20 protein-coding genes and 1 tRNA gene are annotated in these 20,840 nt (G+C 49.9%); 12 read left to right on the forward strand and 9 right to left on the reverse strand.

Annotated elements, in window-relative coordinates:
- Nucleotides 1-856: 856 nt before the first annotated feature.
- From AWQ23_RS11385 to pstA, 3 genes are all read left to right on the forward strand, one after another.
- The gene (locus tag AWQ23_RS11385; RefSeq protein ID WP_012307881.1) at nt 857-1,921 is read left to right on the forward strand and encodes a PstS family phosphate ABC transporter substrate-binding protein; all 1,065 of its coding nucleotides are present in this window, start codon (nt 857-859) and stop codon (nt 1,919-1,921) included.
- A 130-nt stretch (nt 1,922-2,051) separates the two neighbouring features.
- Entirely contained in the window at nt 2,052-2,990 is a 939-nt protein-coding gene (pstC, locus tag AWQ23_RS11390) for a phosphate ABC transporter permease subunit PstC (RefSeq protein ID WP_012307882.1), read from the forward strand.
- Nucleotides 2,987-3,898, forward strand: a complete 912-nt coding sequence (gene pstA, locus AWQ23_RS11395) for a phosphate ABC transporter permease PstA (RefSeq protein WP_012307883.1) — start codon at nt 2,987-2,989, stop codon at nt 3,896-3,898. Before pstC ends, pstA begins: the two co-directional genes overlap by 4 nt.
- 312 nt (nt 3,899-4,210) lie before the next feature.
- On the opposite strand, the gene AWQ23_RS11400 is transcribed toward pstA, so the two are convergent.
- The 5 genes from AWQ23_RS11400 to moaC are packed head-to-tail and all read right to left on the reverse strand — an operon-like array spanning nt 4,211 to nt 6,651.
- On the reverse strand, nt 4,211-5,020 hold the full coding sequence (locus tag AWQ23_RS11400; RefSeq protein WP_062435516.1) for a DUF2993 domain-containing protein: 810 nt from the start codon (nt 5,018-5,020) through the stop codon (nt 4,211-4,213).
- Between the two features lie 47 nt (nt 5,021-5,067).
- Complete coding sequence (gene tsaE / locus AWQ23_RS11405) at nt 5,068-5,523, reverse strand: tRNA (adenosine(37)-N6)-threonylcarbamoyltransferase complex ATPase subunit type 1 TsaE (protein WP_062435519.1); 456 nt, start codon at nt 5,521-5,523, stop codon at nt 5,068-5,070.
- Nucleotides 5,524-5,536: 13 nt separating this feature from the next.
- Entirely contained in the window at nt 5,537-5,836 is a 300-nt protein-coding gene (locus AWQ23_RS11410; RefSeq protein WP_062435521.1) for a DUF3181 family protein, read from the reverse strand.
- A complete protein-coding gene (locus AWQ23_RS11415; protein ID WP_012307888.1) occupies nt 5,829-6,086 on the reverse strand; it encodes a 2TM domain-containing protein in 258 nt (85 codons plus the stop codon). Before AWQ23_RS11415 ends, AWQ23_RS11410 begins: the two co-directional genes overlap by 8 nt.
- 55 nt (nt 6,087-6,141) lie before the next feature.
- The gene (gene moaC / locus AWQ23_RS11420; RefSeq protein WP_062435523.1) at nt 6,142-6,651 is read right to left on the reverse strand and encodes a cyclic pyranopterin monophosphate synthase MoaC; all 510 of its coding nucleotides are present in this window, start codon (nt 6,649-6,651) and stop codon (nt 6,142-6,144) included.
- Between the two features lie 60 nt (nt 6,652-6,711).
- On the opposite strand from moaC, the gene AWQ23_RS11425 reads away from it, so the two are divergent.
- Both AWQ23_RS11425 and AWQ23_RS11430 read left to right on the forward strand, forming a co-directional pair.
- Nucleotides 6,712-6,785: transfer RNA gene (locus tag AWQ23_RS11425), tRNA-Arg, on the forward strand.
- 161 nt (nt 6,786-6,946) lie between these two features.
- Nucleotides 6,947-8,047, forward strand: a complete 1,101-nt coding sequence (locus AWQ23_RS11430) for a peptidylprolyl isomerase (RefSeq protein WP_062435526.1) — start codon at nt 6,947-6,949, stop codon at nt 8,045-8,047.
- A gap of 93 nt (nt 8,048-8,140) precedes the next feature.
- Here AWQ23_RS11430 and AWQ23_RS11435 read toward each other — a convergent pair whose 3' ends face one another.
- Nucleotides 8,141-8,518 carry a DUF805 domain-containing protein gene (locus AWQ23_RS11435; protein ID WP_198158648.1) on the reverse strand — a complete coding sequence of 126 codons (378 nt, stop codon included), beginning with the start codon at nt 8,516-8,518 and terminating at the stop codon, nt 8,141-8,143.
- Nucleotides 8,519-8,806: 288 nt separating this feature from the next.
- On the opposite strand from AWQ23_RS11435, the gene AWQ23_RS11440 reads away from it, so the two are divergent.
- From AWQ23_RS11440 to AWQ23_RS11460, 5 genes are all read left to right on the forward strand, one after another.
- Nucleotides 8,807-10,387, forward strand: a complete 1,581-nt coding sequence (locus AWQ23_RS11440; protein ID WP_062436653.1) for a Na+/H+ antiporter — start codon at nt 8,807-8,809, stop codon at nt 10,385-10,387.
- A gap of 254 nt (nt 10,388-10,641) precedes the next feature.
- Entirely contained in the window at nt 10,642-12,177 is a 1,536-nt protein-coding gene (locus AWQ23_RS11445) for a cryptochrome/photolyase family protein (RefSeq protein ID WP_062435528.1), read from the forward strand.
- Between the two features lie 232 nt (nt 12,178-12,409).
- Nucleotides 12,410-12,880, forward strand: coding sequence for a hypothetical protein (locus tag AWQ23_RS11450; RefSeq protein ID WP_012307895.1), 471 nt, complete (start codon nt 12,410-12,412; stop codon nt 12,878-12,880).
- Nucleotides 12,881-12,940: 60 nt separating this feature from the next.
- Nucleotides 12,941-14,866, forward strand: coding sequence for a penicillin-binding protein 2 (locus AWQ23_RS11455; RefSeq protein WP_062435531.1), 1,926 nt, complete (start codon nt 12,941-12,943; stop codon nt 14,864-14,866).
- A 181-nt stretch (nt 14,867-15,047) separates the two neighbouring features.
- On the forward strand, nt 15,048-16,016 hold the full coding sequence (locus tag AWQ23_RS11460; protein ID WP_071884926.1) for a hypothetical protein: 969 nt from the start codon (nt 15,048-15,050) through the stop codon (nt 16,014-16,016).
- A gap of 2 nt (nt 16,017-16,018) precedes the next feature.
- On the opposite strand, the gene AWQ23_RS11465 is transcribed toward AWQ23_RS11460, so the two are convergent.
- From AWQ23_RS11465 to AWQ23_RS11475, 3 genes are all read right to left on the reverse strand, one after another.
- Nucleotides 16,019-16,699 carry a pantothenate kinase gene (locus AWQ23_RS11465; RefSeq protein WP_071884927.1) on the reverse strand — a complete coding sequence of 227 codons (681 nt, stop codon included), beginning with the start codon at nt 16,697-16,699 and terminating at the stop codon, nt 16,019-16,021.
- A gap of 10 nt (nt 16,700-16,709) precedes the next feature.
- A complete protein-coding gene (locus tag AWQ23_RS11470; protein ID WP_062435535.1) occupies nt 16,710-17,906 on the reverse strand; it encodes an HhoA/HhoB/HtrA family serine endopeptidase in 1,197 nt (398 codons plus the stop codon).
- Between the two features lie 287 nt (nt 17,907-18,193).
- Nucleotides 18,194-18,544 carry a hypothetical protein gene (locus tag AWQ23_RS11475; protein ID WP_030007365.1) on the reverse strand — a complete coding sequence of 117 codons (351 nt, stop codon included), beginning with the start codon at nt 18,542-18,544 and terminating at the stop codon, nt 18,194-18,196.
- Between the two features lie 297 nt (nt 18,545-18,841).
- Here AWQ23_RS11475 and AWQ23_RS11480 point away from each other — a divergent pair, with 297 nt between their 5' ends.
- Entirely contained in the window at nt 18,842-19,456 is a 615-nt protein-coding gene (locus tag AWQ23_RS11480; protein ID WP_062435539.1) for a hypothetical protein, read from the forward strand.
- Nucleotides 19,457-19,556: 100 nt separating this feature from the next.
- Entirely contained in the window at nt 19,557-20,831 is a 1,275-nt protein-coding gene (locus AWQ23_RS11485) for an MgtC/SapB family protein (RefSeq protein WP_030007367.1), read from the forward strand.
- Nucleotides 20,832-20,840 lie beyond the last annotated feature (9 nt).

Consider the following 20,840-nt stretch of genomic DNA (forward strand, 5'->3'; position numbering starts at 1 on the left):
TACCAGTATCGCAGACTTTTTCATTTTTTTAGCGATCGCCCCCCAAAACCTTGTCCGGTAAGCTTTTTAAAACTTTATGCTTCCTAAAACTCCGGGGATTGAACCCGCGTCAGTGACTCCCTCGGCCAAAAGGCGATCGCCAAAAAGACAATCAATGCATTGATCCGTAAACTTGCCGTGAATAACCATTGGGAATTAACTTCATTTCTGCTGTCTCGAACCCACAGCTTTCCATAAAAACTGAAAGTACAATATTTTCAAAAAAAGTACATTACTTTTTAGTCAAAATGAAACTATTTTTTTGGGCATAAAAACTATTTTACGATTGCTAAAATAATGCTATTGTAAACTGGTTTTTCGCGATTTAAGTCAGTCCTTCAAAAAAAGATTACTTCTTGAACCATCAACAATCTAAATGCCTCCCATGCTGCCCTGAATGTCGCCCAAGATTTTTAGCAGTCAAATCAAATTAAACTGTTCACTGCCTTGATATTTGGCTGAAAATCTCCCCCTGAATTTACCTCGACTTTTGCAAAGATTAACCTTCATTTAACCTCCCTAAAAACTTTGCTTAAGGCTGATGGACTTTTTGGAGAGAGGAGAGAAAAAACAAACATAAATTCTGCATTGATTTTCTGTAGTTATGGTATAAACATCTTGAAAAGTTTTGTGAATCTCAATTCATTTTTTCGAAGGTTTACAAATTCATCAGAGCTTCAGAGAGTTTAAGCCTAGAAAAATCGCTCTAATCTTAATCTCTGACTAGCAGTCAATGCCTGAAAGCCTCAATCTCGCTAAAAAGTTTTAATCCATCGCTCACTTACGCTTAATTGCACAGTACACAATAGAGGAAACTATGAAACAGAGCGCTACTCGCCTCCGTACCTTATCTTTGGGTCTTGCTGGCCTCACCCTTACCGCTGCACTTGCAGCTTGTAACACTACCCAAACACCGACTGAAGGCACTGGCACAACTGATGCTCCTGCAGATAGTGCGTCTGGTTTGTCTGGCGATGTCCTCATTGATGGTTCTAGTACCGTTTTCCCGATTACCGAAGCCATGGCCGAGGAATTCCAAATCGCAAACCCCGATACCCGCGTAACCGTTGGGGTTTCCGGGACTGGTGGTGGCTTTTCTAAGTTCTGCGCTGGCGAAACCGATATTTCTAACGCTTCCCGCCCGATTTCCACCGAAGAAATCGAAGCTTGTGAACAGGCTGGCATCGAATATATCGAAATTCCCGTCGCCTATGATGCGATTTCCGTGGTTATTAACCCCGAAAACGATTGGGCCACTTGTTTAACCACCGAAGAATTGGCTAGCATTTGGTCTCCTGATTCTCAAATTAACAACTGGAGTCAAGTACGGGAAGGCTTCCCGGATGCTCCCCTCACTCTCTATGGGCCAGGGACTGACTCTGGAACTTTCGACTACTTCACCGACGCCATCAATGGTGAAGAAGGGGCTAGCCGGGGTGATTACACTGCCAGTGAAGATGACAACGTTGTTGTCCAAGGGGTTGTGAATGATCCCAACGCCATGGGCTATTTCGGTTTGGCTTACTACGAAGAAAATGCTGACAACTTGAATGCGGCTGCCATTGATGACGGCGATCCCAGCAATGGTGATGGCTGTGTGGCTCCTAGCACTGCGACGGTAGACGACTCTACCTATCAGCCTTTGGCTCGCCCAATTTTCATCTACGTTAGTGCAGCGTCTTTGGATGAGAAGCCCCAGGTTCAAGCCTTCATGGACTTCTACACGGCTGAAGAAAATTCTTCCCTCGTTTCTGAAGTTGGCTATGTTGCCCTCAATTCTGAAATCTACGCCAAGGCCCAGGAACGCCTTGCTGCTCGCACTACTGGTTCGATCTTTAATGGTGGTTCCACCGTCGGTGTTCGATTAGGTGAAGTTCTCTAGGTTTTATTTTTAGGTTTCGCTGGGGAGTGGGGCAGATTCATTCAGAAAAGGCCCGACTCCCTTTATGCTTTGAATGAATACCGCTGTTTTGCAGTGGTGTTGGTAGATAAATCATAAGTATTTAAAAATTATGACAACTAGTCCTTTCCCCCCCCTTGCTGATGCGGGACTCTGGCGGACAACACGGACATTTAGTAAATGGAGCCAACGTTTAATCGTGGGGCTTTTTGGTTTATTTGCCCTGGTGTCAGTGTTAACCACGTTTGGGATTGTCATCACATTGGTCGTCGATGCGGCGGGCTTCTTTAATGAGGTTTCCCTGTTTACTTTCCTAACGGATACCCGCTGGACGCCGCTATTTGTCGATCCACAATTTGGTATTTTTGTACTGGTTTCTGGCACCCTGATGACGACGGCGATCGCCATTTCCGTGGCCTTGCCGTTGGGTCTGTTGGCCGCTATTTGCTTAAGTGAATATGCTTCCCCTGGGATCCGAAAATGGCTCAAGCCTGCCCTCGAAATTCTGGCAGGGGTGCCCTCCGTTGTCTATGGTTATTTTGCCCTGTTATTGGTGACTCCAGCGCTACGGGCGATTATTCCAGGGCTTTCTCCCTTCAATGCCTTGAGTGCCGGTTTAGTGTTAGGGATTTCAATTTTGCCCTTGGTTGCCTCCCTCAGTGAAGATGCAATTTATGCCGTGCCCGATAGCCTACGCCAAGGTTCCTACGGACTGGGGGCCACCAAACGAGAAACCATCGTGAATGTCGTCTTACCCGCCGCCTTGTCCGGGATTGTTTCTTCCTTTATTTTGGCTATTTCTAGGGCCGTCGGAGAAACCATGATTGTGACCATTGCCGCTGGTTTAAACCCGACCCTCACCCTGAATCCCACGGTGCCCATCGCCACCATGACTGCTTTTATTGTTCAAGTTAGTCTTGGGGATGCCCCGGCTGGCAGTTTGGCTTTTAAGACCATTTATGCCGTTGGTTTATCTTTATTCTTGATCACCCTGACCCTAAACATCCTCAGTTACTGGGTTGTGCGTCGCTATAGACAGAAATACGAATGAATAGTAACCCTCCCAATTCTCAAAATACGAACACCCTGTTCGATACTCGTCTTAAAACCCGTTACCGCTGGGATACCGCATTTCAAACTCTCAGTTGGATCGCTGTAATTTTAAGCATTGTGGTGCTGGCCGTTCTCTTGATCGACGTTTTTTTCGATGGTCTGCCGCGCCTCGATTGGAAATTGTTAACTTCCTTTCCCTCTAGACGCCCCGAAGATGCCGGCCTCAAATCAGCCCTTGTCGGGACAATTTGGTTGATGATCTTAACTGCCATAATCACCTTTCCCATCGGTGTGGGTGCGGGGATCTTCCTAGAGGAATTTTCCGCTGAAAATACTTTCACGAAAATCATTGAAGTCAACATCAACAATCTCGCTGCCGTTCCTTCAATTATTTATGGTCTTTTGGGGCTACAGGTTTTTGTCCGGCTCCTTTCTCCAATGACAGGGGGACGCAGTGTTTTAGCTGGTGCTTTGACCCTCAGCCTATTGATCTTGCCGATCGTAATCGTTGCAACCCGCGAAGCCCTCAAGGCTGTACCCGATAGCCTCAGACAAGCTGGTTTAGCCCTCGGAGCGACCAAATGGCAAGTGGTGCGCGAACAAATTTTTCCCCTCGCCCTACCGGGGATTTTAACAGGGACTATCTTGGCCCTTTCCCGTGCAATCGGTGAAACAGCCCCGCTGATTACCCTAGGGGCCTTGACCTTTATCGCTTTCTTGCCTTCTTTATCCCTAGAAGGGCTCCAGACGCCATTTACGGCGCTGCCGATTCAAATTTTCAACTGGGTTTCCCGCCCCCAAGAAGAGTTTCACACGGTGGCAGCAGCGGGGATTATTGTTTTGATGGTGGTGTTATTGGCGATGAATGGCACAGCTATTTTTCTCCGGAACAAGTTCCAGAAATAAAGCTCTAAAACAAAATTGAGATTGATAAATTAGATCCTCCAGGGTATGGAGGATTTCTTTTTGCGCTATTCGACGAAAGCTTTTATTTTTCTTCTGGCAAGAGCCATGTCCGCAATCCCAAAATGAGCAAAAAGGCCATGACATCAGCGGTAATGAGAAAAGCAATCCAGTTTTGATCCATGGTGACTGAGCTCCGGTGTCCTAGATATTGTTTTTAGGCTATGCAATCTAGGTAAACTATACTCTTATACCTATGGATTGGAGCAAAGGAAAACCTCAAAAATTTTGAGGGCTGTGATTAGATTTTGTTATTTATTGGGGGGTGGGGTTAGCCAACTGAACGAACATCGCCCCCTGGATTTGGCGATCGCCGGTTTGAAGTTGGAGAAAGCGGGCCGTTAAACCCCGGTCTTGGAAGATCCGCAGATTGAAGCGGCGGCTAAACCCCTGGGCAAAGCCATTAAGGAGGGGCGGAGGGAGGGGTTGATCATTCACTGCCCCTTCAAAGTCTGTGAGTTGGAATTGGCTACCAGATGCGAGGCCGAGGGTAAAACTGAGTTGGAGCGTCGCCCGCTCTGCTTCGCCTGTTTCAGGATTGATCTGGAACATTTCTCCGGTGAACTGGAGACGGTTTTCACCGAGGAAATCGACGGTGGCATTTTCTAATTGGAAACGGGGTGGATTGGTGCTACCGGGACGGGTGAGCAGACGATTAATGAGAGGTTGTATCAAGGCCGTAACTTGTGGAGACGTTAAGGCTTGATTTAGATCAGTTTCGGTGAGAACAAAGCGCACGCCTGCCTGGAGGGGCTGATCCAAAACACCGGGGCCAGGTTTGCCACTGCGAACTTTAGCCAGGTCAAAACTGAGGGGATCGGTTTCAAGTTCTAGAACCTCAAAACGTAGGCCAGGAAAAAGTTCAACGCCACGACTAGCAATCTGAACGCGGTCAATTTTGCCCTTGAGAAGTTGGTGACTAGGAACATTATCGACCCGCACTTCAAAGGTTTCTGCGGCTTGGAGGCGATCGCCAATGCGTTTACCGCTGACTTCCTCTAGGATCAAGCCCACTGGGGAAAGGGCCGTCAAAAAACCGGACATTAAGATTGCGAGAAATTCCATGGTGCGCCCCAGGCTGATGGTTCGTCCTTAACTTTAGCTGAAAATTTCTAAGAGACAAGCAATTTTAAATCCGCATTGACCGCAGACACAGTCGCTTGCCGCTGATCATTGCGAGTATGGCTCAATTCAATTTGGTAATAAGATTCCGGGAGATAGGGTAAGCGTTCTGACCATTCAATGACCGTCAGGCCAGGGTCACATTCTTCGCCTTCCCAGTAGGTTTCGGGATAGAGACCATCGACTTGGGCAGGTTCAAGGCGGTACAAATCCAAGTGATACAGGGGAATCCGTCCGGTGTGATATTCGTTCACCAGGGTAAAAGTCGGACTGGCGATCGCCTCAGTAATTCCTAAACCTAAACCAATGCCCTGGGTGAGGGTCGTTTTTCCGGCCCCCAGATCGCCCTTGAGCAAGATCACTGAGTTTTTTGGCAACCTTTGCCCCAGTTTTACCCCAAGAGCTTGGGTGGCGGCTGCATTTTCTAACAGAATAATTTCTGCCATTGATCGCTTTAATTTACCAATTGTCTTGATAGTCTTCGAGGAGCTTGAGCAGATCCCCTTGGCCGGCGGCGGGGATCAGTTGGGCCAGGGTGACAAAAGCTTGTTTACCACCCAGGGGAACTTGGATCGAGCGTAAAACATCCATCACTTTTGCTTCGTCCACTGTACGGTCTTCAATGGCCGGGAAAATTTTCTCAGCGACGGTGGTATGTAAATGGGCATCGGCTAAATATAAATGCCACCCAGACACATCGATATAAATATTTTCACCAATCTCTGCGGCGAGTTTTTCGATTTGAATTGTGCTAGCCATTGGAAGCCTCCGAATAATCGGCGATCGCCGTAATGTAAAGCAGGTGTAACCCTAGAATGCCCAGCCAAACAAGGCTAAACGGTTTTACCCAGGGACGCTCTACCGTCGTTTGAATCATGGCAGTAAACCAAATGGGCGAATTAATCGCGAGGTAGACCATCACATGGACAATAAAATTCATCCGGTCTTCGGCGCGACGGAATTCAGGATCAGTTTTACGGTCAGGTTTGCGCGGCCAACTGCGAGGCATAGGTTTTACCCATCACATTTACGGAACACAGGTGATCCTATCACAAGGATTTTCTTCAGGCTTGCCGGGTATAATCGCCGGATTTGCCCCCGGTTTTTTTCAGCAGTTGAATCTCAGAAATCACCATCCCTTTATCCATTGCCTTCGCCATGTCATAAAGGGTTAAGGCCGCTACGGAAACCGCCGTCAACGCCTCCATTTCGACACCCGTCTCGGATTTGGTCGTCACACTGGCCTCGATGCGATAACCGGGTAAGTTTGCGTCAGCAATAAAATTGACTGTCACTTTCTTAATCGGTAGCGGGTGGCACATGGGGATTAAGTTCGAGGTTTGTTTCGCTGCCATGATCCCAGCAATGCGAGCTGTACCTAAAACATCACCCTTGGGGGCATCTCCCGCTTGGATCGCCGTAAAGCAAGCGTGGGTCATGGTGATTATCCCCGTGGCGATCGCCTCCCGTTTCGTCACATTTTTTTCAGAAACATCCACCATCTGCGCTTCACCGTGGGCGTTGAGATGGCTCAGGGGAGGGAGGGAAATCTTTTTTTCAGAAAACTCTTGCATTTACCCAAAACGTCTGTTAGATTAGATGACTGTTGGTCAAACAACACAACTCTTCTCCATGGGTCTGTAGCTCAGCGGATTAGAGCAGCTGACTACGGATCAGCAGGTCGGGAGTTCGAATCTCTCCAGGCTCGTAAGAAGAGAAAACAGCCCTCCTAGGTTAGCCCAGGGGGGTTTGTTGTGGCAAGAATCTGAAGAGTCGTGATGTTTTGTTGACAAGCCCAGAGGGAAACGCAGAATATGACAAGAGACCAGTCAAGCTGCACTCTTTCAAACAAACTCATTTCCCTCCGTCATGACCAAATTTTTAAACTATTGCCTATCTGTGGCTTTGGCGATCGCCGTTTGTTTTGGCGTGACCCAACCGGCCTCAGCTTTACCGCAACCGAGTTTCACCCTCGCCTCCCTCGCCCAAGGGGATGCGATCACTGATCCCGAAGCCATCCTCCGCTACGCCCTGCCCATTGAAAATCAGCCCATTCGCCGCCTCCAGGACAGCATGGAATTTATGTCCAAGGATCTACGGGCGAAACGCTGGGGGCCGATTGCTGCCAATGCCAAGAAAGCCAGCCGCGTCCTATCCATTAGCCAAGATGGCATCCTCGAAGATGTCGTACCGAGCTTTAAGGAACAGGCCCAAACGCTCCTAGATGAAATGGAACAGGATGTCGCCACCATGAGAGAGGCGATCGCCGCCAAAGACCGTGAAGTGATCTGGACAAAACGTCGGGAAATCCTCAACAAAGTCGGTACGATCGAAGAAAATATGATCGCCGAATATCCGACCACGATCCCCGAAGACTATGCCAATCTACCGCGCCTATTGGGTCGGGCCACCGTCGAACTCGAAACCACCCAAGGGGACATTACCGTTGTCGTTGACGGTTACAACGCCCCGATCAATGCCGGAAATTTTGTTGATTTGGTGCAGCGGGGCTTCTATGATGGCCTACCATTTAACCGGGCTGAAGATCTCTACATTCTGCAAACGGGTGATCCTGAAGGTGATGCCGATGGTTTCATTGACCCGAAAACCAATGAGTACCGCGCCATCCCCATGGAAATTATGCTCACTGGCGACCATGAAGCGACCTATGGGGCAACCCTAGAAGACCTCGGCATTTACCTAGCAGAGATCAATCTTCCTTTTAATGCCTATGGTGCCTTGGCTCTGGCCCGTCCCGCCGATGATGCCAATGGTGGTTCTTCCCAGATTTTCTTCTTCAAATTTGACAATGAATTAGCGCCGCCCGGATTTAACTTAATGGATGGTCGTTACTCTGTGTTTGGCTATACCGTCGCTGGCCAGGATGTTCTCGAAAGCCTCAGCAAAGCTGACAAGATCATTGCGGCTAAAGTTGTTAATGGCTCAGAAAATTTAGTTGTCCCCAACTAGACCGATCACCCTTTAATTTTTCGATTTAAAAAAAACACCCTTTACCAACAACGGTTTGGGGTGTTTATCCTTTTGCAGGTTAGTTTTTAAAAGTTATGCCATCGTGTCAGCACTATATTGATTGGGGCCCGGTTGACTGTCGGAAGCAAAGAAGACAATTAAGACAATTACACCAATAATTGGTACAAATCCAATTAAGAGCCACCAACCGCTGCGGCCAGTATCATGCAAACGCCTGATGCTAAGGGCTATTCCAGGTAAAATAAAGGCTAAGGAATAGATAATACTAACCAAAGAGGCGATCGCCCCAAGAAATGTTTCCTGGAAAACACCCAAGATAAGGGAAATCAAAAGGTTGATGATAAAAACATACCAGAATTCTTTGCGGCGGGCTCTACCACTAAAGTTTGTATAATTTTGCCAAGCCTTAATGTAATAATCGATAAATTCTTCAAATATACTTTTATCCATTGTTTTATTATTGTATTAACAATTGATTGGGCTTTTATTCTACATAAAAGATTCATAAAGAATTCAAGTCAATGCTAAAAGTCAACATTTTGTAATTATTAAATTGACACAAAAACAACAAGGTGACGGAAGCGTGAATTAAATGCTTTTCTATGCAATATACCTTTGAAATACAAGATGTTCTGGGCTAATGATCGCCTTCAAAAATTTAAAGACTCTTGATATTTCTGATGACAGAGGTCAATGCCTGTTAGCATCTGTAGAGATTATCTAGACATGCCTTTGGTCATGATTGTTTTAGCAGAACTTGCAGAAGCGGCGATTTCAACAAACTTGCAACAGTTTGTGTTGGTTTTATCGATCTCCCTAACCGTTGCAACCTTTTCACGGATTTTTAGTTGGTTGCGTCAGATCCCCTATACCCTCTTGTTGGTGATTGTGGGGCTGGGTTTGGCTTTTATTAATGTGCGTTTAGTGAATCTTTCGCCGGAGCTAATCCTTGAAATTTTCCTCCCACCGCTCTTGTTTGAAGCTGCTTGGAATATTCGTTGGCGCGAACTCCAGAAACAATGGTTGCCGATTGCGTTGTTTGCCTTGGCTGGGGTGGCGATCGCCATCTTTGGGATTGGTTTTGCCCTCAGTCAGTGGACGAGCTTGGCCCTGAGTTCTGCCTTGCTAGCGGGGGCGGCCCTCTCGGCGACGGATCCGGTGTCGGTGGTGGCTTTGTTCCGGGAGTTGGGGGCCAGTAAAAAACTCACGATGGTGATGGAAGGGGAAAGCCTCTTTAACGATGGAGTCGCAGTCGTAGCGTTTCTGTTGCTGGTGGGAATTCCCCTCGGTACCCAGACTTTTTCGATGTCGGCGACGGTGGCAACTTTCCTAGTCTTTGTGGGCATTGGTGTCGGCTTCGGTTGTTTGATTGGTTTTGGCATTTCTTTCTTGACCCAACGATTTGATATTCCCCTCGTGGAGCAATCTTTAACCCTGGTATCTGCCTATGGTACTTACCTATTGACGGAGGAATTGGGCGGTTCTGGGGTAATTGCGGTGGTGACTGTGGGGATGATTTTGGGGAATTTTGGCTCGAATATTGGGATGAATCCCCGCACTCGCCTAGTCGTTTCGGAATTCTGGGAATTCCTCGCGTTTTTTGTGAATTCAATTGTGTTTCTGCTGATTGGTGATCAGGTCAATTTTGGCACCCTGGGGGAAAGCTTAGATGCAATTTTTGTGGCGATCGCCGCTGTGTTGGTGACGCGGGCCATTTCCGTCTATGGTTTGGGTTGGCTCTCCAATCAATTTAGCAATAACCCCTTGAGCCTCTCTGAACAAACGGTGCTGTGGTGGGGCGGTCTGCGGGGATCAGTTTCCATTGCCGTAGCCTTAAGCGTGCCTGTGGTGCTCGGCGATCGCCAAGAAATTATCAACATCATTTTCGGGGTGGTGCTATTCACTCTCCTGGTACAGGGCCTGACAACCCAGTGGGTTTTAGAAAAACTCGATTTGATTGGTGATCAACCGATTCGCCAGAAATATTCTGAGTATCTTGCCCGCCGCGTCGCCCTCAAACGAGTATTAAATTACCTCGACCAGTTAAACCTCGCTGCCGATGTGGACGAGGAATTTTACCGCTATGAACGGGATCTCGTCGAAGGGGAGCTAGAAACCATCGAAGAAAAAATTGAAAAACTCAAAGGCAGCCATCCCCAACTGCAAGAACTGGATATGAAGCAGTTGCGCGATACCCTCCTGGATATCGAGGCGGACACCTATGCCGAATTTATCCGGGTGGGCCGTTTAAATAAAGATCTTTCGCCCCTCCTCCAGGAGACCTTGATCAAAGCCACCGAAAAAACAATCCAAAGCTAGCCCCCCTTCGCAAAACAGATCATCACAATAAACGACAGGGCCAACCCAGGGCTAAGGAGGGTCGCCAGGGTTAAAAGTTCTTCGCCGGACATAAAAATACCTGTAATTGTGGGGATTCCTTTTCACGTTAAAGGGTTTTTCTGGCGATCGCCCACGGGTTCACAGAAATTTAATTGTCTTGGAACCAAGCTGTCGCAGTCCCCAAAAAGCCTGTGTTACACTCTCCAACAACATTTTTCGGGAGAGAAAAGCCCATGACCGTCGGGATTTGGGTACTGGGGGATCAACTGTGGGCCACCCAAGCCGCCCTCCAACAACGGGAAGACCAACGCTCAACAACGCCGGTTCTGTTGATCGAAGCGGCAGACTATGCCCGCCAACGGCCCTACCACGGTCAAAAGTTGGTGCTGGTCTGGTCGGCCATGCGTCACTTTGCCCAGGAGCTAGAACAGGCCGGTTGGTCTGTCCATTATGCGATCGCCGCTGATTTTCAAAGTGCCCTAACCGACTGGATTGCCACTGCGGGGATCACGGAATTGTGGGTGATGCAGCCTAGCGATCGCCCCTTCGAGACTTTTATCCAGACCTTAGATTTCCCCTGTTCCCTCAAGTTCATTCCTAATAATCACTTCCTGTGGTCGCGGGCAGAATTTCACAACTGGGCCAAGAATCGTAAACGCCTCGTCCTCGAAGACTTTTATCGGGCGGGTCGCAAACGGTTTAATATCCTGCTCGATGAAGCGCAGCAACCCCTTGGGGGTCAGTGGAACTTTGATAAGGACAATCGCAAGCCTCCTAAAAAAGACCTCAATCCTCCCCGACCGCTGACCTTTGCGCCCGATGAGCTGACCCAAGCCGTGATCAACCGGATTAAAGATTTAGGTCTTGTCACCTACGGGCAGCTTGAACCTTTCCGTTGGGCCGTGACCCGCACCCAAGCCCTCCAGGTCTTTGAGCATTTCCTCGCTACGGGCTTAGAAAAATTTGGCACTTTCCAAGACGCGATGGTCACGGGGGAATATACCCTCTGGCATGGTCTGATTTCGCCCTATCTCAATCTGGGTCTGTTGGATCCCTGGGAATTGATCAAAAAAGCAGAGGCAATCCGAGAACAAAAGGCGATCGCCCTCAATAATCTCGAAGGTTTTATCCGGCAAATTTTGGGCTGGCGGGAATATCTCCATGGCTTCTACCATTACGTGGGCGCTGATTATGCCCAGAAAAACCATTTCAACCACCAACAGCCCCTGCCGGATTTTTATTGGGACAGCCGCAAAACCGATCTCAACTGCCTCAAACAAGTCTTACAACAAGTAGAACAAACGGGCTATGCCCACCATATCCAACGCTTGATGATCCTCAGCAATTTTGCCTTGATCTTGGGAGTCAATCCCCAAGCCCTAGAAGCTTGGTTCCACGCCGCGTTTATCGATGCCTACGATTGGGTGATGCAAACCAATGTCATTGGCATGGGGCAGTTTGCTGACGGGGGAATCCTTGCCAGTAAGCCCTACGCCGCCTCCGCCAACTACATCAATAAAATGAGTGATTACTGCCGCGACTGTCGCTACCACAAAGGCGATCGCCACGGAGAAAATGCCTGTCCTTTTAATACCCTCTACTGGCACTTCCTCGACCGTCACCAAGGTCAACTCCGCAGCCAAGGTCGGATGAATTTAATCCTCAAAAATTTAGAACGGCTCTCCCCAGATGAATTGCAGGCCATCCGCGCCCAGGGCCAAACTTGGTCAAACCGCCTAAAGCCCGCTCCACAAGGGGAACTACCATAGGCGATCGCCACCGATTGTTCGCCATAACCACTTCATAAAAATCATAAAAATCAGGGAACTTTTTTTGCCCATTGATATCTTTCTTTATATTTTTCTTAGAAAGAAAAGTACATCAATATTGCTTTTTTGAAAAATTAGTAAAAATCGAAAAAAACACGGGAAAATCGATCAAGGCGCGACTACAATACCCCATAATGACAACATCTTTTGTGTGAGGCGATAGAAAGTAGATATGGCAGTTGCACCTCGACCCTGGCAGGTTTCCCCCTCCCGTCCGCAAAAATCCAGACCCCTCAAAGTGGTAGAGTCCAAGGTTCGCAGCTTGCCAGCGCGGCCAGAACAGCCCTCTACAACCCCTTTGGTACAAACGCTCCGAATCAGTAAGCAGGTGACCCAATGGGTGGCGATCGCCGCCGTGACAACGGCCATGGGTTTATATGCCGGGAAAGCCTATTACCAAAAGGGCTGGAGTGAAGCGTTTAGTCACCTCCTCCAACTCCAAGATTACGAGGCAGATCTCATCGCCACCAGTGCCAGCCTCGGCGAATTTTTCCAGCACCAGGCAGAGCAACCGACCGCAGGACTTGTGGCGCCAACCCCAGCCCACAGCGTTTATGTCAAAACGCCTACCCAGGTCTCTCTCCCCGCCGCGCCCCAAGATACTCTCCCCCACGTCCGCGAACAATCTCCCATTGGCTATTAATCATTGGTTTCTTGGTAGAGTGTTGAGCAGATTTGCCCTTAGCAATCAGGGGTCAAACCGATGACCATGCCTTCCCCCCACTCCCACCAACAACGACGGCAACTGTATCGGCGCAAGCAACAAGCCATCCGGTCTCGGCCGCCCGCACCGAAGCTGCTCCAACGGCGTTTATTCCTCGTCTGGGGCATTTTTGTGGTGGGGTTATTGGCTTTGGCTGTCCGGGTGTTCTACCTACAGATCATTGACTACGACAAGCTAGGGGCGATCGCCCAGTCCCAGCATCAGATTACCCTCCGCCCCTACATTCCCCGGCGGACTATCGTTGACCGCGAAGGCAATATTCTGGCCCTAGACCGCATTTCCCATACCCTCTACGCCCACCCCGTCGGTTTCCGACTTCCCCAGGAGCTAGTAGACAATCTCCCGGGGGCGATCGCCCCCACAGACCTCCCGAAGGCCGTTGCCCATTATCTCGCTCCTATTTTGGGGGATATTTCCCCCGCAGACCTAGAGACCACCTTGCGCCGCCAAAAAAGCGGGATCTTGTTGCGGGCCAGCCTCGACGCCACCAAGGTCAGCGCCATTCGCCAATTACGCATTGATGGCTTAGAACTGGTGGAACGATACGGTCGGTTCTATCCCCAGGGGGACGCAACCGCAGAAATTACCGGCTATGTCCAAAAAGACGACCACCTGGGCCGGGCTGGCATTGAACTTGCCCAGGAAAGCTTAATCCAACGGGAGCCCATTTCCCTGAGTCTCCGGCGCAATGGCAATGGGGCGATCCTGCCAGGGAACCTCCAGGCAGAGGCGATGAAATATGATGACTGGGAATTGGAACTGTCCCTCGATCTCCCCCTCCAAAAGGCCGCCCGCCAAGCCCTGCAAAAACAGATGGCTGCCTACAAAGCGAAACGGGGTGTTGTCATTGTCATGGATGCCCAGTCTGGGGAACTGCTGAGTCTGGTGACAGAACCCAACTACGATCCCAACAATTACGCCCAAGTTCAGCCTGAAAATTATGGTGTTTTTAAAAATTGGGCAGTCACAGATCTCTATGAACCGGGGTCTACCTTTAAACCGATCAATGTCGCCCTCGCCCTCGATGCCGGGGTGATTACCCCCAACACGTCAGTGAATGATCCGGGATCAATTCAGGTTGGCCCCCACCGGATGAAAAACTACAACGGTGCCGGAAACGGTGTGATTGATGTGGCAGGGATTTTGCGGGTTTCTAGTAACGTGGGGATGATTCGGTTGATGCAAAATCTGTCCCGGGATGATTATTATGACCGACTGCAAAGCTTGAGACTCACCGAGCCCACAGGCATTGATCTACCGGGGGAAGTGACAGGCACCCTCAAGAGTCGCGAAAAATTCACCGCTAGCCCCGTTGAAGCAGCCGTGAATTCCTTTGGCCAAGGGTTAACTGTGACGCCCATCAAGCTGGTGCAACTCCATGGGGCGATCGCCAATGGTGGCACCCTCGTCGAACCCCATCTGGTGCGGGGACTATTCAATAGCCAAGGAAAACTCCAAACCGTCACTCCCAAAGCAGAAATCCCCAATAGTGCCCAGCAGCTTGCGGCAACCACGGCAGCCTCGGAGAACCCACAAATTTTTTCCCCGGCGGTGGCGAGAACTGTACTCGATATGATGGAAACCGTTGTGGACGATGGCAGTGGCGAAAAATCAAAAATTGCCGGCTATCGGATTGGTGGGAAAACAGGCACGGCCCAAAAAGCACGCAACGGCCAATATATTCCGGGGGCTTACATCACAAGCTTCGTCAGTATCTTCCCCATCGATAATCCCCGCTATGTGGTCTTTGCCGCTGCCGATGAACCCACAGAGCCCAATTCCTTTGGGGGGACTGTCGCCGCTCCCGTCGTCCATGATGTGCTCCAGGCCCTAATTGTCCGCGAAAAAATCCCTCCCACTGGCCCCACGGTGGTACCAGAAGATTCCACAGAAACATCCCCCTAGAGAAAAACCAATTACAATTCCCGACACCGCGATAATTGCAGGAATTTCTGGAGAAATTCTGTGTATCCCGCAACCGCTGGTTCCTTGAAGGGATACACTAATAGAGCACACAGGTTAAACTAATATGCTGGCACGCTTTGACCCAGGCTGCTCACCTTTATCTGCATTTTGTATCGACGCTATGAGTCCCCGCAAACTAACCGACCATGACAAAGAAGAATTACTCGTTGCCTACCGTGAAACGGCAGAAACGACTTCTACTTTGGCGTCCCGCTATGGCGTGAGCAGCTCTACCATTAGTCGCTTTCTTAAGAGTCGTCTCAGTGCCAGTGAATATGAGGAATTGATCCAACGCAAACGCCTGGGTCGTGGCAACCGTGGGACAAAATCAACCCCCGAACCGGAGCCATCGACGGCTAAAACCGTGGAAAAACCAAAGCTAGTCAAACGGGTTGAAACAACTCCAGAATCTACCGATACAGCCGAGGACACGCCACCCAAAACGGAACGGCGGCGCACCAGACGTAAATCCCGTGACCCAGAGCCAGAGGCAATCCCAGAGCTGGACACCTCCGATGCAGTGACCGCATTGGCCCTAGAGGATTCTGAGCCTGAACCAGAAGCTGCAACCTTTGAGGAGATCGAAATTAATCCGGATTTACTCGCCCTAGCCCAGGAAATTCAGTTGGGCGATCGCCAACAGGCCCTCAAGGAATTATTGGGGGAAGACATCGGTGATGACGATGAATTTGATGATGATGACGACGATGAGGAATTTGATGATGATGACGACGACGATGAAGAATTTGATGTGACCCCGGTCGCCCACTCGGAAACGGTGGAAATTTTGCCCCTCGAAGCAGCCCAGTTCCCCCGCAATTGTTATGTGGTGACGGATCGTTTGTCGGAGTTGATCGCCCGGCCAATGCAGGATTTTCAGGATTTAGGGGAAATTCCCGACGAAGAAATTAGCCAAAAAACCCTCCCCATTTTTGATAACCACCGTGTCGCCAAACGGTTTATCCGGGGGCGCACCCAAAAAATCATCAAAATTCCCAATGGCGACCTTTTCCTCAAAACGAGCGGTTGTCTCGCGGCCAAGGGCATTACCCGCCTACTGCTCGATGGCAAGGTTTACCAACTCCGTTAGGATCAGCGATTACGTCTCAAGGCCGCAAATCCGTGGAAAATAAGCCCCGGATCGTAATTCAAAATAGGTAACTGTTGGACCAGCCACGCCCCATCCCCCCCAGTGCTGAAGATCTGACCCTGGGGAAACTCGGCTTGCCAAGCGCGGATAAAATCTTTGACCCCAGCAAGGACTGTGTAGGTAATGCCACTGGCGATCGCCCCGGCGGGATCATTGGCCCAACGGGAGGGCAATTGCGTCGGTAAATGGACTTTGGGTAAGGCGGCAGTGTGCTGGGTGAGGCTTTGAAACTGGAGGTTTAAACCCGGTAGAATCGCACCACCGATCCATTGGCGATCGCCGTTGGCCGCTGAAAAGGTTAAGGCCGTCCCCCCATCAACCACTAAACAGGGAAAGCCATACCGTTGTCCGGCCCCCCAGACCGCAAGAGCGCGATCAATCCCCAATTGGGGATAGAGATTTTCGAGGGGAATATCGGCCAAGGTAATGGGCTTGGCGGTGGGAAAATGAGCCTGTATCCAAGTGGTTTGTTGGGGGACGACCGAGGCCAGATAGTGCAACTGTTTCACACCAGGGGGACAAGTGCCATGGGCTGTGTGGTGCACCGTTTGCAAGGTATCCCCCGTAAATGTCGCCCAATGGAGACGGGAGTTGCCAATCATTAAGGCCCACCATTGATCCATAACCCTGGACCTAACTCGGAAACTCCGTAGGCTGGACGGTTAACTGCCGCATTTTGCCCCGGCGCTTGAGATCAATGGGTAAATCAGCACCGATGCTACTCCGTTCTACGACATCCTGGACATCAAAGGCGGTCAGGACGGGTTGATCCCCCACCTGCTTGAGGATATCTCCCACCTGGATATTGGCGATCGCCGCCGGAGAATCTGGGGCAACCTCAATCACCAACACCCCTGTTTCCTGATTTAAATCAAGCGTCTGGGCCATGGCGGGCAGGGTTTCCCGCAATCGATTTTTCCCTTCTCCGTCCAATGCCAGCATCCGAATCCCCAGGTAAGGGTGGGTCGCTTTCCCCTCCGTAAAGAGTTGCTGGGCAATGCGTTGGGCGGTTTCGATGGGAATGGCAAATCCCAGACCTTGGCCATCGGCGCGAATCGCTGTATTTAAGCCAATCACTTCCCCCCGCACATTGAGGAGGGGGCCACCGGAATTACCAGGGTTAATGGCGGCATCGGTTTGGATAAAGCGTACCCGTTTGTCCGGAATGCCGACCTGGGCACTGGGGCGGTCAAGGGCACTGATAATGCCGACGGTGACACTGTTGTCAAAACCGAGGGGATTACCAATGGCGATCGCCCATTCCCCTGGGGTCAGACCCGCCGCATTCCCTAGCGTTGCGGTAGGCAACCCCGTGGCGTCGATTTTAATCACGGCAATATCTGTTAGCTCATCAACACCCATCACTTGTCCTTCAAAGACCTGGCCATCCTTGAGAGTCACCTTTACCTTAGAGCTATTTCCCACCACATGGGCATTGGTCACCAGTTGGCCATCACTACTGAGAATAAAACCGGAGCCTGTGCCTTGGGGTTGGCGATCGCCGTCAAAGGTGGGAAATCCTTCTTCTAATTGAAAAAACTTCTTAAATAATGGTGTGGGTGATGCCGAGGCCTCCGTCTGATCTAGGGCATCAATGCGCACAACGGTCGGCCCAACGGTTTTGACCGCTTCAGCAATAAAATTTACCGAGTCTTGGTTGAGATCCAGCGCAGCCAGGGATTGCTCATATTGACGAAACTCACCATAGGCCTGCAAAGATGCATTTAGCTGTCTTTGGAACCAATAGGCATGGCCCAAAAACCCCAGGCTTCCCCCGAGGATAAGGAAAGTCGTGTAGAGGCTCCACTGACGAAAAGATTGATTTAGCATGGGTGTGAGGAGACTGGAGGCGCAAAGATAAACGCAAGCTTGCCTTAAAATTATGGCAAAAATCTTGCTTGATTCCCTACTTTAACCAGCCCAGAAAACCTCTTTTGTTAATTGCGGTCAATTTTTAAAAAACTTTTTAAAAAAATCGGCTGCCAACGGCCTGAATACTCCTGCCACTCCAAGGAATATCTAGATTCAGAAAAAATCTCCCCAGTCACTTTCGCCAACAAAAAACCAGAGCTTGCTGACTCTGGCACAATATCAACCCCCGACAACTCGCCAAATTGTTACTGGCTGGTATGTTGGTAAACCTGGATTGAAGTACGGCTCGAACTTTGAATGTGGGATTCCTTGGGGTGGCTCGGATCGATCTGAGCGCCAGTTTGGATAATTCGCAGTTGTTGCACCTGCACCTGGGCCGGTTGTCGGCTGAGATCCGCGAGCGTTGGGAGGTGGATATTTTTGGGTAAACAGACACGGATCTGGGGATTGAGTTCTTGGGTATGGAGACGCCATCCCTCTGGACAGGTCATTTCTGTGGGGGTGGCGATCGCCGCTGGGGCACCAGACAACAGCACCATCAACCCCAAAGACAGACCATCCAACAACTGTACGCCGATACCTTGTGTTGATTTCATGGTTTTGCTCCATTGCAAAGGAGAATAAATTGAGAGATTAGGGACTAACCTCCACGGGGTTGTAGTGGCGGCCCCCCAGAACCTATGCAGTTTGTTCCCCAAGGCCGTTAAGATCGCTACCGAATTTGTCCTGGGCTGTCGGTGAAAATTTTGTCTTTTGTTGCAATCTAAAAGGCTTCTGGGAAAAGCTCACTATACTAATGGAGCAGATTTTCGGGCGGCGGAAAAATCCTGAAAAGTGCCCCCAATGCTGTTGTGATTATTTGAAATAAAGTATTACTGAGGGAGAAAGCTGTGATGTTCCAGGTTTTGCGTCGTTATCTGAGTGCCAGTGTGGGCCTTGGTTGTCTCATGGGGCAAATGATCTGTGCACCAGCCCAAGCTAATCCAGTGGGAATTCAGTTCCAAGGGGATGCCAATGCCGTCTTTGTGGCCCAACAGCTCGGCTTTCCTCCTGTCCCCCCCAATACTGGGATTATTGGCCCTTTTTCCGATGATCAGGGTTTAATTTATCTGGATGCCCAAGGACGAATCAGTTATTTTTCGCCGAGTCAGGTGACGGTTTTTTTCGCCCAGGCCAACGCCAATAATGACCCAAAAATTCTCTATGCCCTGACCCCCACTGCCACCTACACCATGCAAAATAATCAGGCGATCGCCGTTGACCCAAACACTATCGAAGCGGCGATTACCCCTTGGCCTTATTCGGGGGTGATGGTGAATGTTTTAATCGCCTACCTCCAGCAATACCAAGCCCAGCTAATGGCGAGTGGAGGCGTTACGGTTTCCGCCGAACAGCAATCCTATGTCAGTTCAATGCTCCACAACACCAGCATGAATATTTTGAATAATATTGGCAGTGAAGGTTGCACCGAACACTACGAAGATGTTTACTACCTCGGCTGCTGGTAAGGTGAGTACATTGCGTTCGGCCCCAAGCACAATCATTTGCTTGTCATTGGGTGCGGAGCGGCAAATATCGCTATCGTAAAATCGCAACACATTTTTGGTAATGGGCTCCCAACTCCTCAGCCTCGTCCCAGCAGATGCCTATAAGCTTCTGGTGGTTTTATTTTTGTCGTTTCTCATTGGCCTTGAACGGGAGGAACACAAACTCAATAAGGGCTATGCCTTTGGGGGCGTGCGCACCTATCCGCTCATTGGTCTGATTGGCTATAGTGTCGCTTTTTTGGCCCAAACCCAAATGCTGGCAGTGATCGGCGGTTTGGCGGTAATTGGTGGCTTTATGATGATTTCCTACTGGCACAAGGCGGAAACGTCACGGGTTGGTCTTACTTCGGAGATGGCGGGTTTGGCGACCTATATTCTGGGGGCGCTGGTCTACCACGGGCATTTTTGGGTGGCGTCTTCCTTGGCGATCGCCAGTTTGATTTTGTTGGAACTGAAGACTTTTCTCGAAGGATTAGCCGAGCGGTTTTCTGAGGAGGATATTTTCACCTTCACCAAATTTCTGCTGCTGACCATCGTTATTTTGCCTATTTTGCCCAATCAAGCCCTGACCACCTTTGATCTCAACCCCTTTAAAACTTGGCTGGTGGTGGTGGCTGTGAGTACCGTTTCCTACGGCAGCTTTCTGCTCCAAAGGCTCATTAAGGGTCAAGGTAGCATTCCGCTGGCGGCCCTTTTGGGGGGAGCCTATTCTTCGACTGTGACCACCGTCGCCCTGGCGAAACGTTCCAGCGTCGATCCCGCAAATTCCCAGCGGTATGTGGGGGGAATGGTGATGGCTTCGGGGATGATGTATTGGCGCTTAATTCTGCTGTTGGAATTGTTTAATGGAGCTTTGTCGGAACGGCTGATGGGTTCGTTTTTCCTGTTAGGGCTGGTGGGAGTTGTGGGGGGCTTGGCGATCGCCCTCCGGAAAAAAAATGGGACTGATCCCCAGGCGATCGCCGCGACCCATCCCCAGGGCAACCCCTTGGAATTGAAGGCGGCCTTTAGTTTTGCGCTACTCTTTGTGGTGATCTCCCTCTTGACCCGGTACATCGTCGATTATTTAGGCGATCGCGGTGTGTATTCCTTTGCGGCGATTATGGGGATCACCGACGTAGATCCCTTTATTCTGAGCTTGACCCAATCGGCGGGCCAGTCCTTGTCTTTACCCCTAGCCAGTATTTCGATTTTGATTGCGACGGCCAGTAACAATGCGGTGAAAGGCATTTATGCCCGCTCCTTTGGTGATCGCCAAACGGGACAACAGAGTTTGTATTTTTTGCTGGGCTTTAGTGTGTTGGGCTTACTGCCCATTTTGACCCAGCTATTTTGAAGTCATCTT

This window comes from Picosynechococcus sp. PCC 73109 (assembly GCF_001521855.1).
Classification (GTDB): domain Bacteria; phylum Cyanobacteriota; class Cyanobacteriia; order Cyanobacteriales; family MRBY01; genus MRBY01.

What these genes read in the sequence shown, in the direction of transcription:
- AWQ23_RS11385 (WP_012307881.1), top strand. Translation starts at nt 857, where the DNA reads ATGAAACAGAGCGCTACTCGCCTCCGTACCTTATCTTTGGGTCTTGCT.
- pstC (WP_012307882.1), top strand. Translation starts at nt 2,052, where the DNA reads ATGACAACTAGTCCTTTCCCCCCCCTTGCTGATGCGGGACTCTGGCGG.
- pstA (WP_012307883.1), top strand. Translation starts at nt 2,987, where the DNA reads ATGAATAGTAACCCTCCCAATTCTCAAAATACGAACACCCTGTTCGAT.
- AWQ23_RS11400 (WP_062435516.1), bottom strand. Translation starts at nt 5,020, where the DNA reads ATGGAATTTCTCGCAATCTTAATGTCCGGTTTTTTGACGGCCCTTTCC.
- tsaE (WP_062435519.1), bottom strand. Translation starts at nt 5,523, where the DNA reads ATGGCAGAAATTATTCTGTTAGAAAATGCAGCCGCCACCCAAGCTCTT.
- AWQ23_RS11410 (WP_062435521.1), bottom strand. Translation starts at nt 5,836, where the DNA reads ATGGCTAGCACAATTCAAATCGAAAAACTCGCCGCAGAGATTGGTGAA.
- AWQ23_RS11415 (WP_012307888.1), bottom strand. Translation starts at nt 6,086, where the DNA reads ATGCCTCGCAGTTGGCCGCGCAAACCTGACCGTAAAACTGATCCTGAA.
- moaC (WP_062435523.1), bottom strand. Translation starts at nt 6,651, where the DNA reads ATGCAAGAGTTTTCTGAAAAAAAGATTTCCCTCCCTCCCCTGAGCCAT.
- AWQ23_RS11430 (WP_062435526.1), top strand. Translation starts at nt 6,947, where the DNA reads ATGACCAAATTTTTAAACTATTGCCTATCTGTGGCTTTGGCGATCGCC.
- AWQ23_RS11435 (WP_198158648.1), bottom strand. Translation starts at nt 8,518, where the DNA reads ATGGATAAAAGTATATTTGAAGAATTTATCGATTATTACATTAAGGCT.
- AWQ23_RS11440 (WP_062436653.1), top strand. Translation starts at nt 8,807, where the DNA reads ATGATTGTTTTAGCAGAACTTGCAGAAGCGGCGATTTCAACAAACTTG.
- AWQ23_RS11445 (WP_062435528.1), top strand. Translation starts at nt 10,642, where the DNA reads ATGACCGTCGGGATTTGGGTACTGGGGGATCAACTGTGGGCCACCCAA.
- AWQ23_RS11450 (WP_012307895.1), top strand. Translation starts at nt 12,410, where the DNA reads ATGGCAGTTGCACCTCGACCCTGGCAGGTTTCCCCCTCCCGTCCGCAA.
- AWQ23_RS11455 (WP_062435531.1), top strand. Translation starts at nt 12,941, where the DNA reads ATGACCATGCCTTCCCCCCACTCCCACCAACAACGACGGCAACTGTAT.
- AWQ23_RS11460 (WP_071884926.1), top strand. Translation starts at nt 15,048, where the DNA reads ATGAGTCCCCGCAAACTAACCGACCATGACAAAGAAGAATTACTCGTT.
- AWQ23_RS11465 (WP_071884927.1), bottom strand. Translation starts at nt 16,699, where the DNA reads ATGGATCAATGGTGGGCCTTAATGATTGGCAACTCCCGTCTCCATTGG.
- AWQ23_RS11470 (WP_062435535.1), bottom strand. Translation starts at nt 17,906, where the DNA reads ATGCTAAATCAATCTTTTCGTCAGTGGAGCCTCTACACGACTTTCCTT.
- AWQ23_RS11475 (WP_030007365.1), bottom strand. Translation starts at nt 18,544, where the DNA reads ATGAAATCAACACAAGGTATCGGCGTACAGTTGTTGGATGGTCTGTCT.
- AWQ23_RS11480 (WP_062435539.1), top strand. Translation starts at nt 18,842, where the DNA reads ATGTTCCAGGTTTTGCGTCGTTATCTGAGTGCCAGTGTGGGCCTTGGT.
- AWQ23_RS11485 (WP_030007367.1), top strand. Translation starts at nt 19,557, where the DNA reads ATGGGCTCCCAACTCCTCAGCCTCGTCCCAGCAGATGCCTATAAGCTT.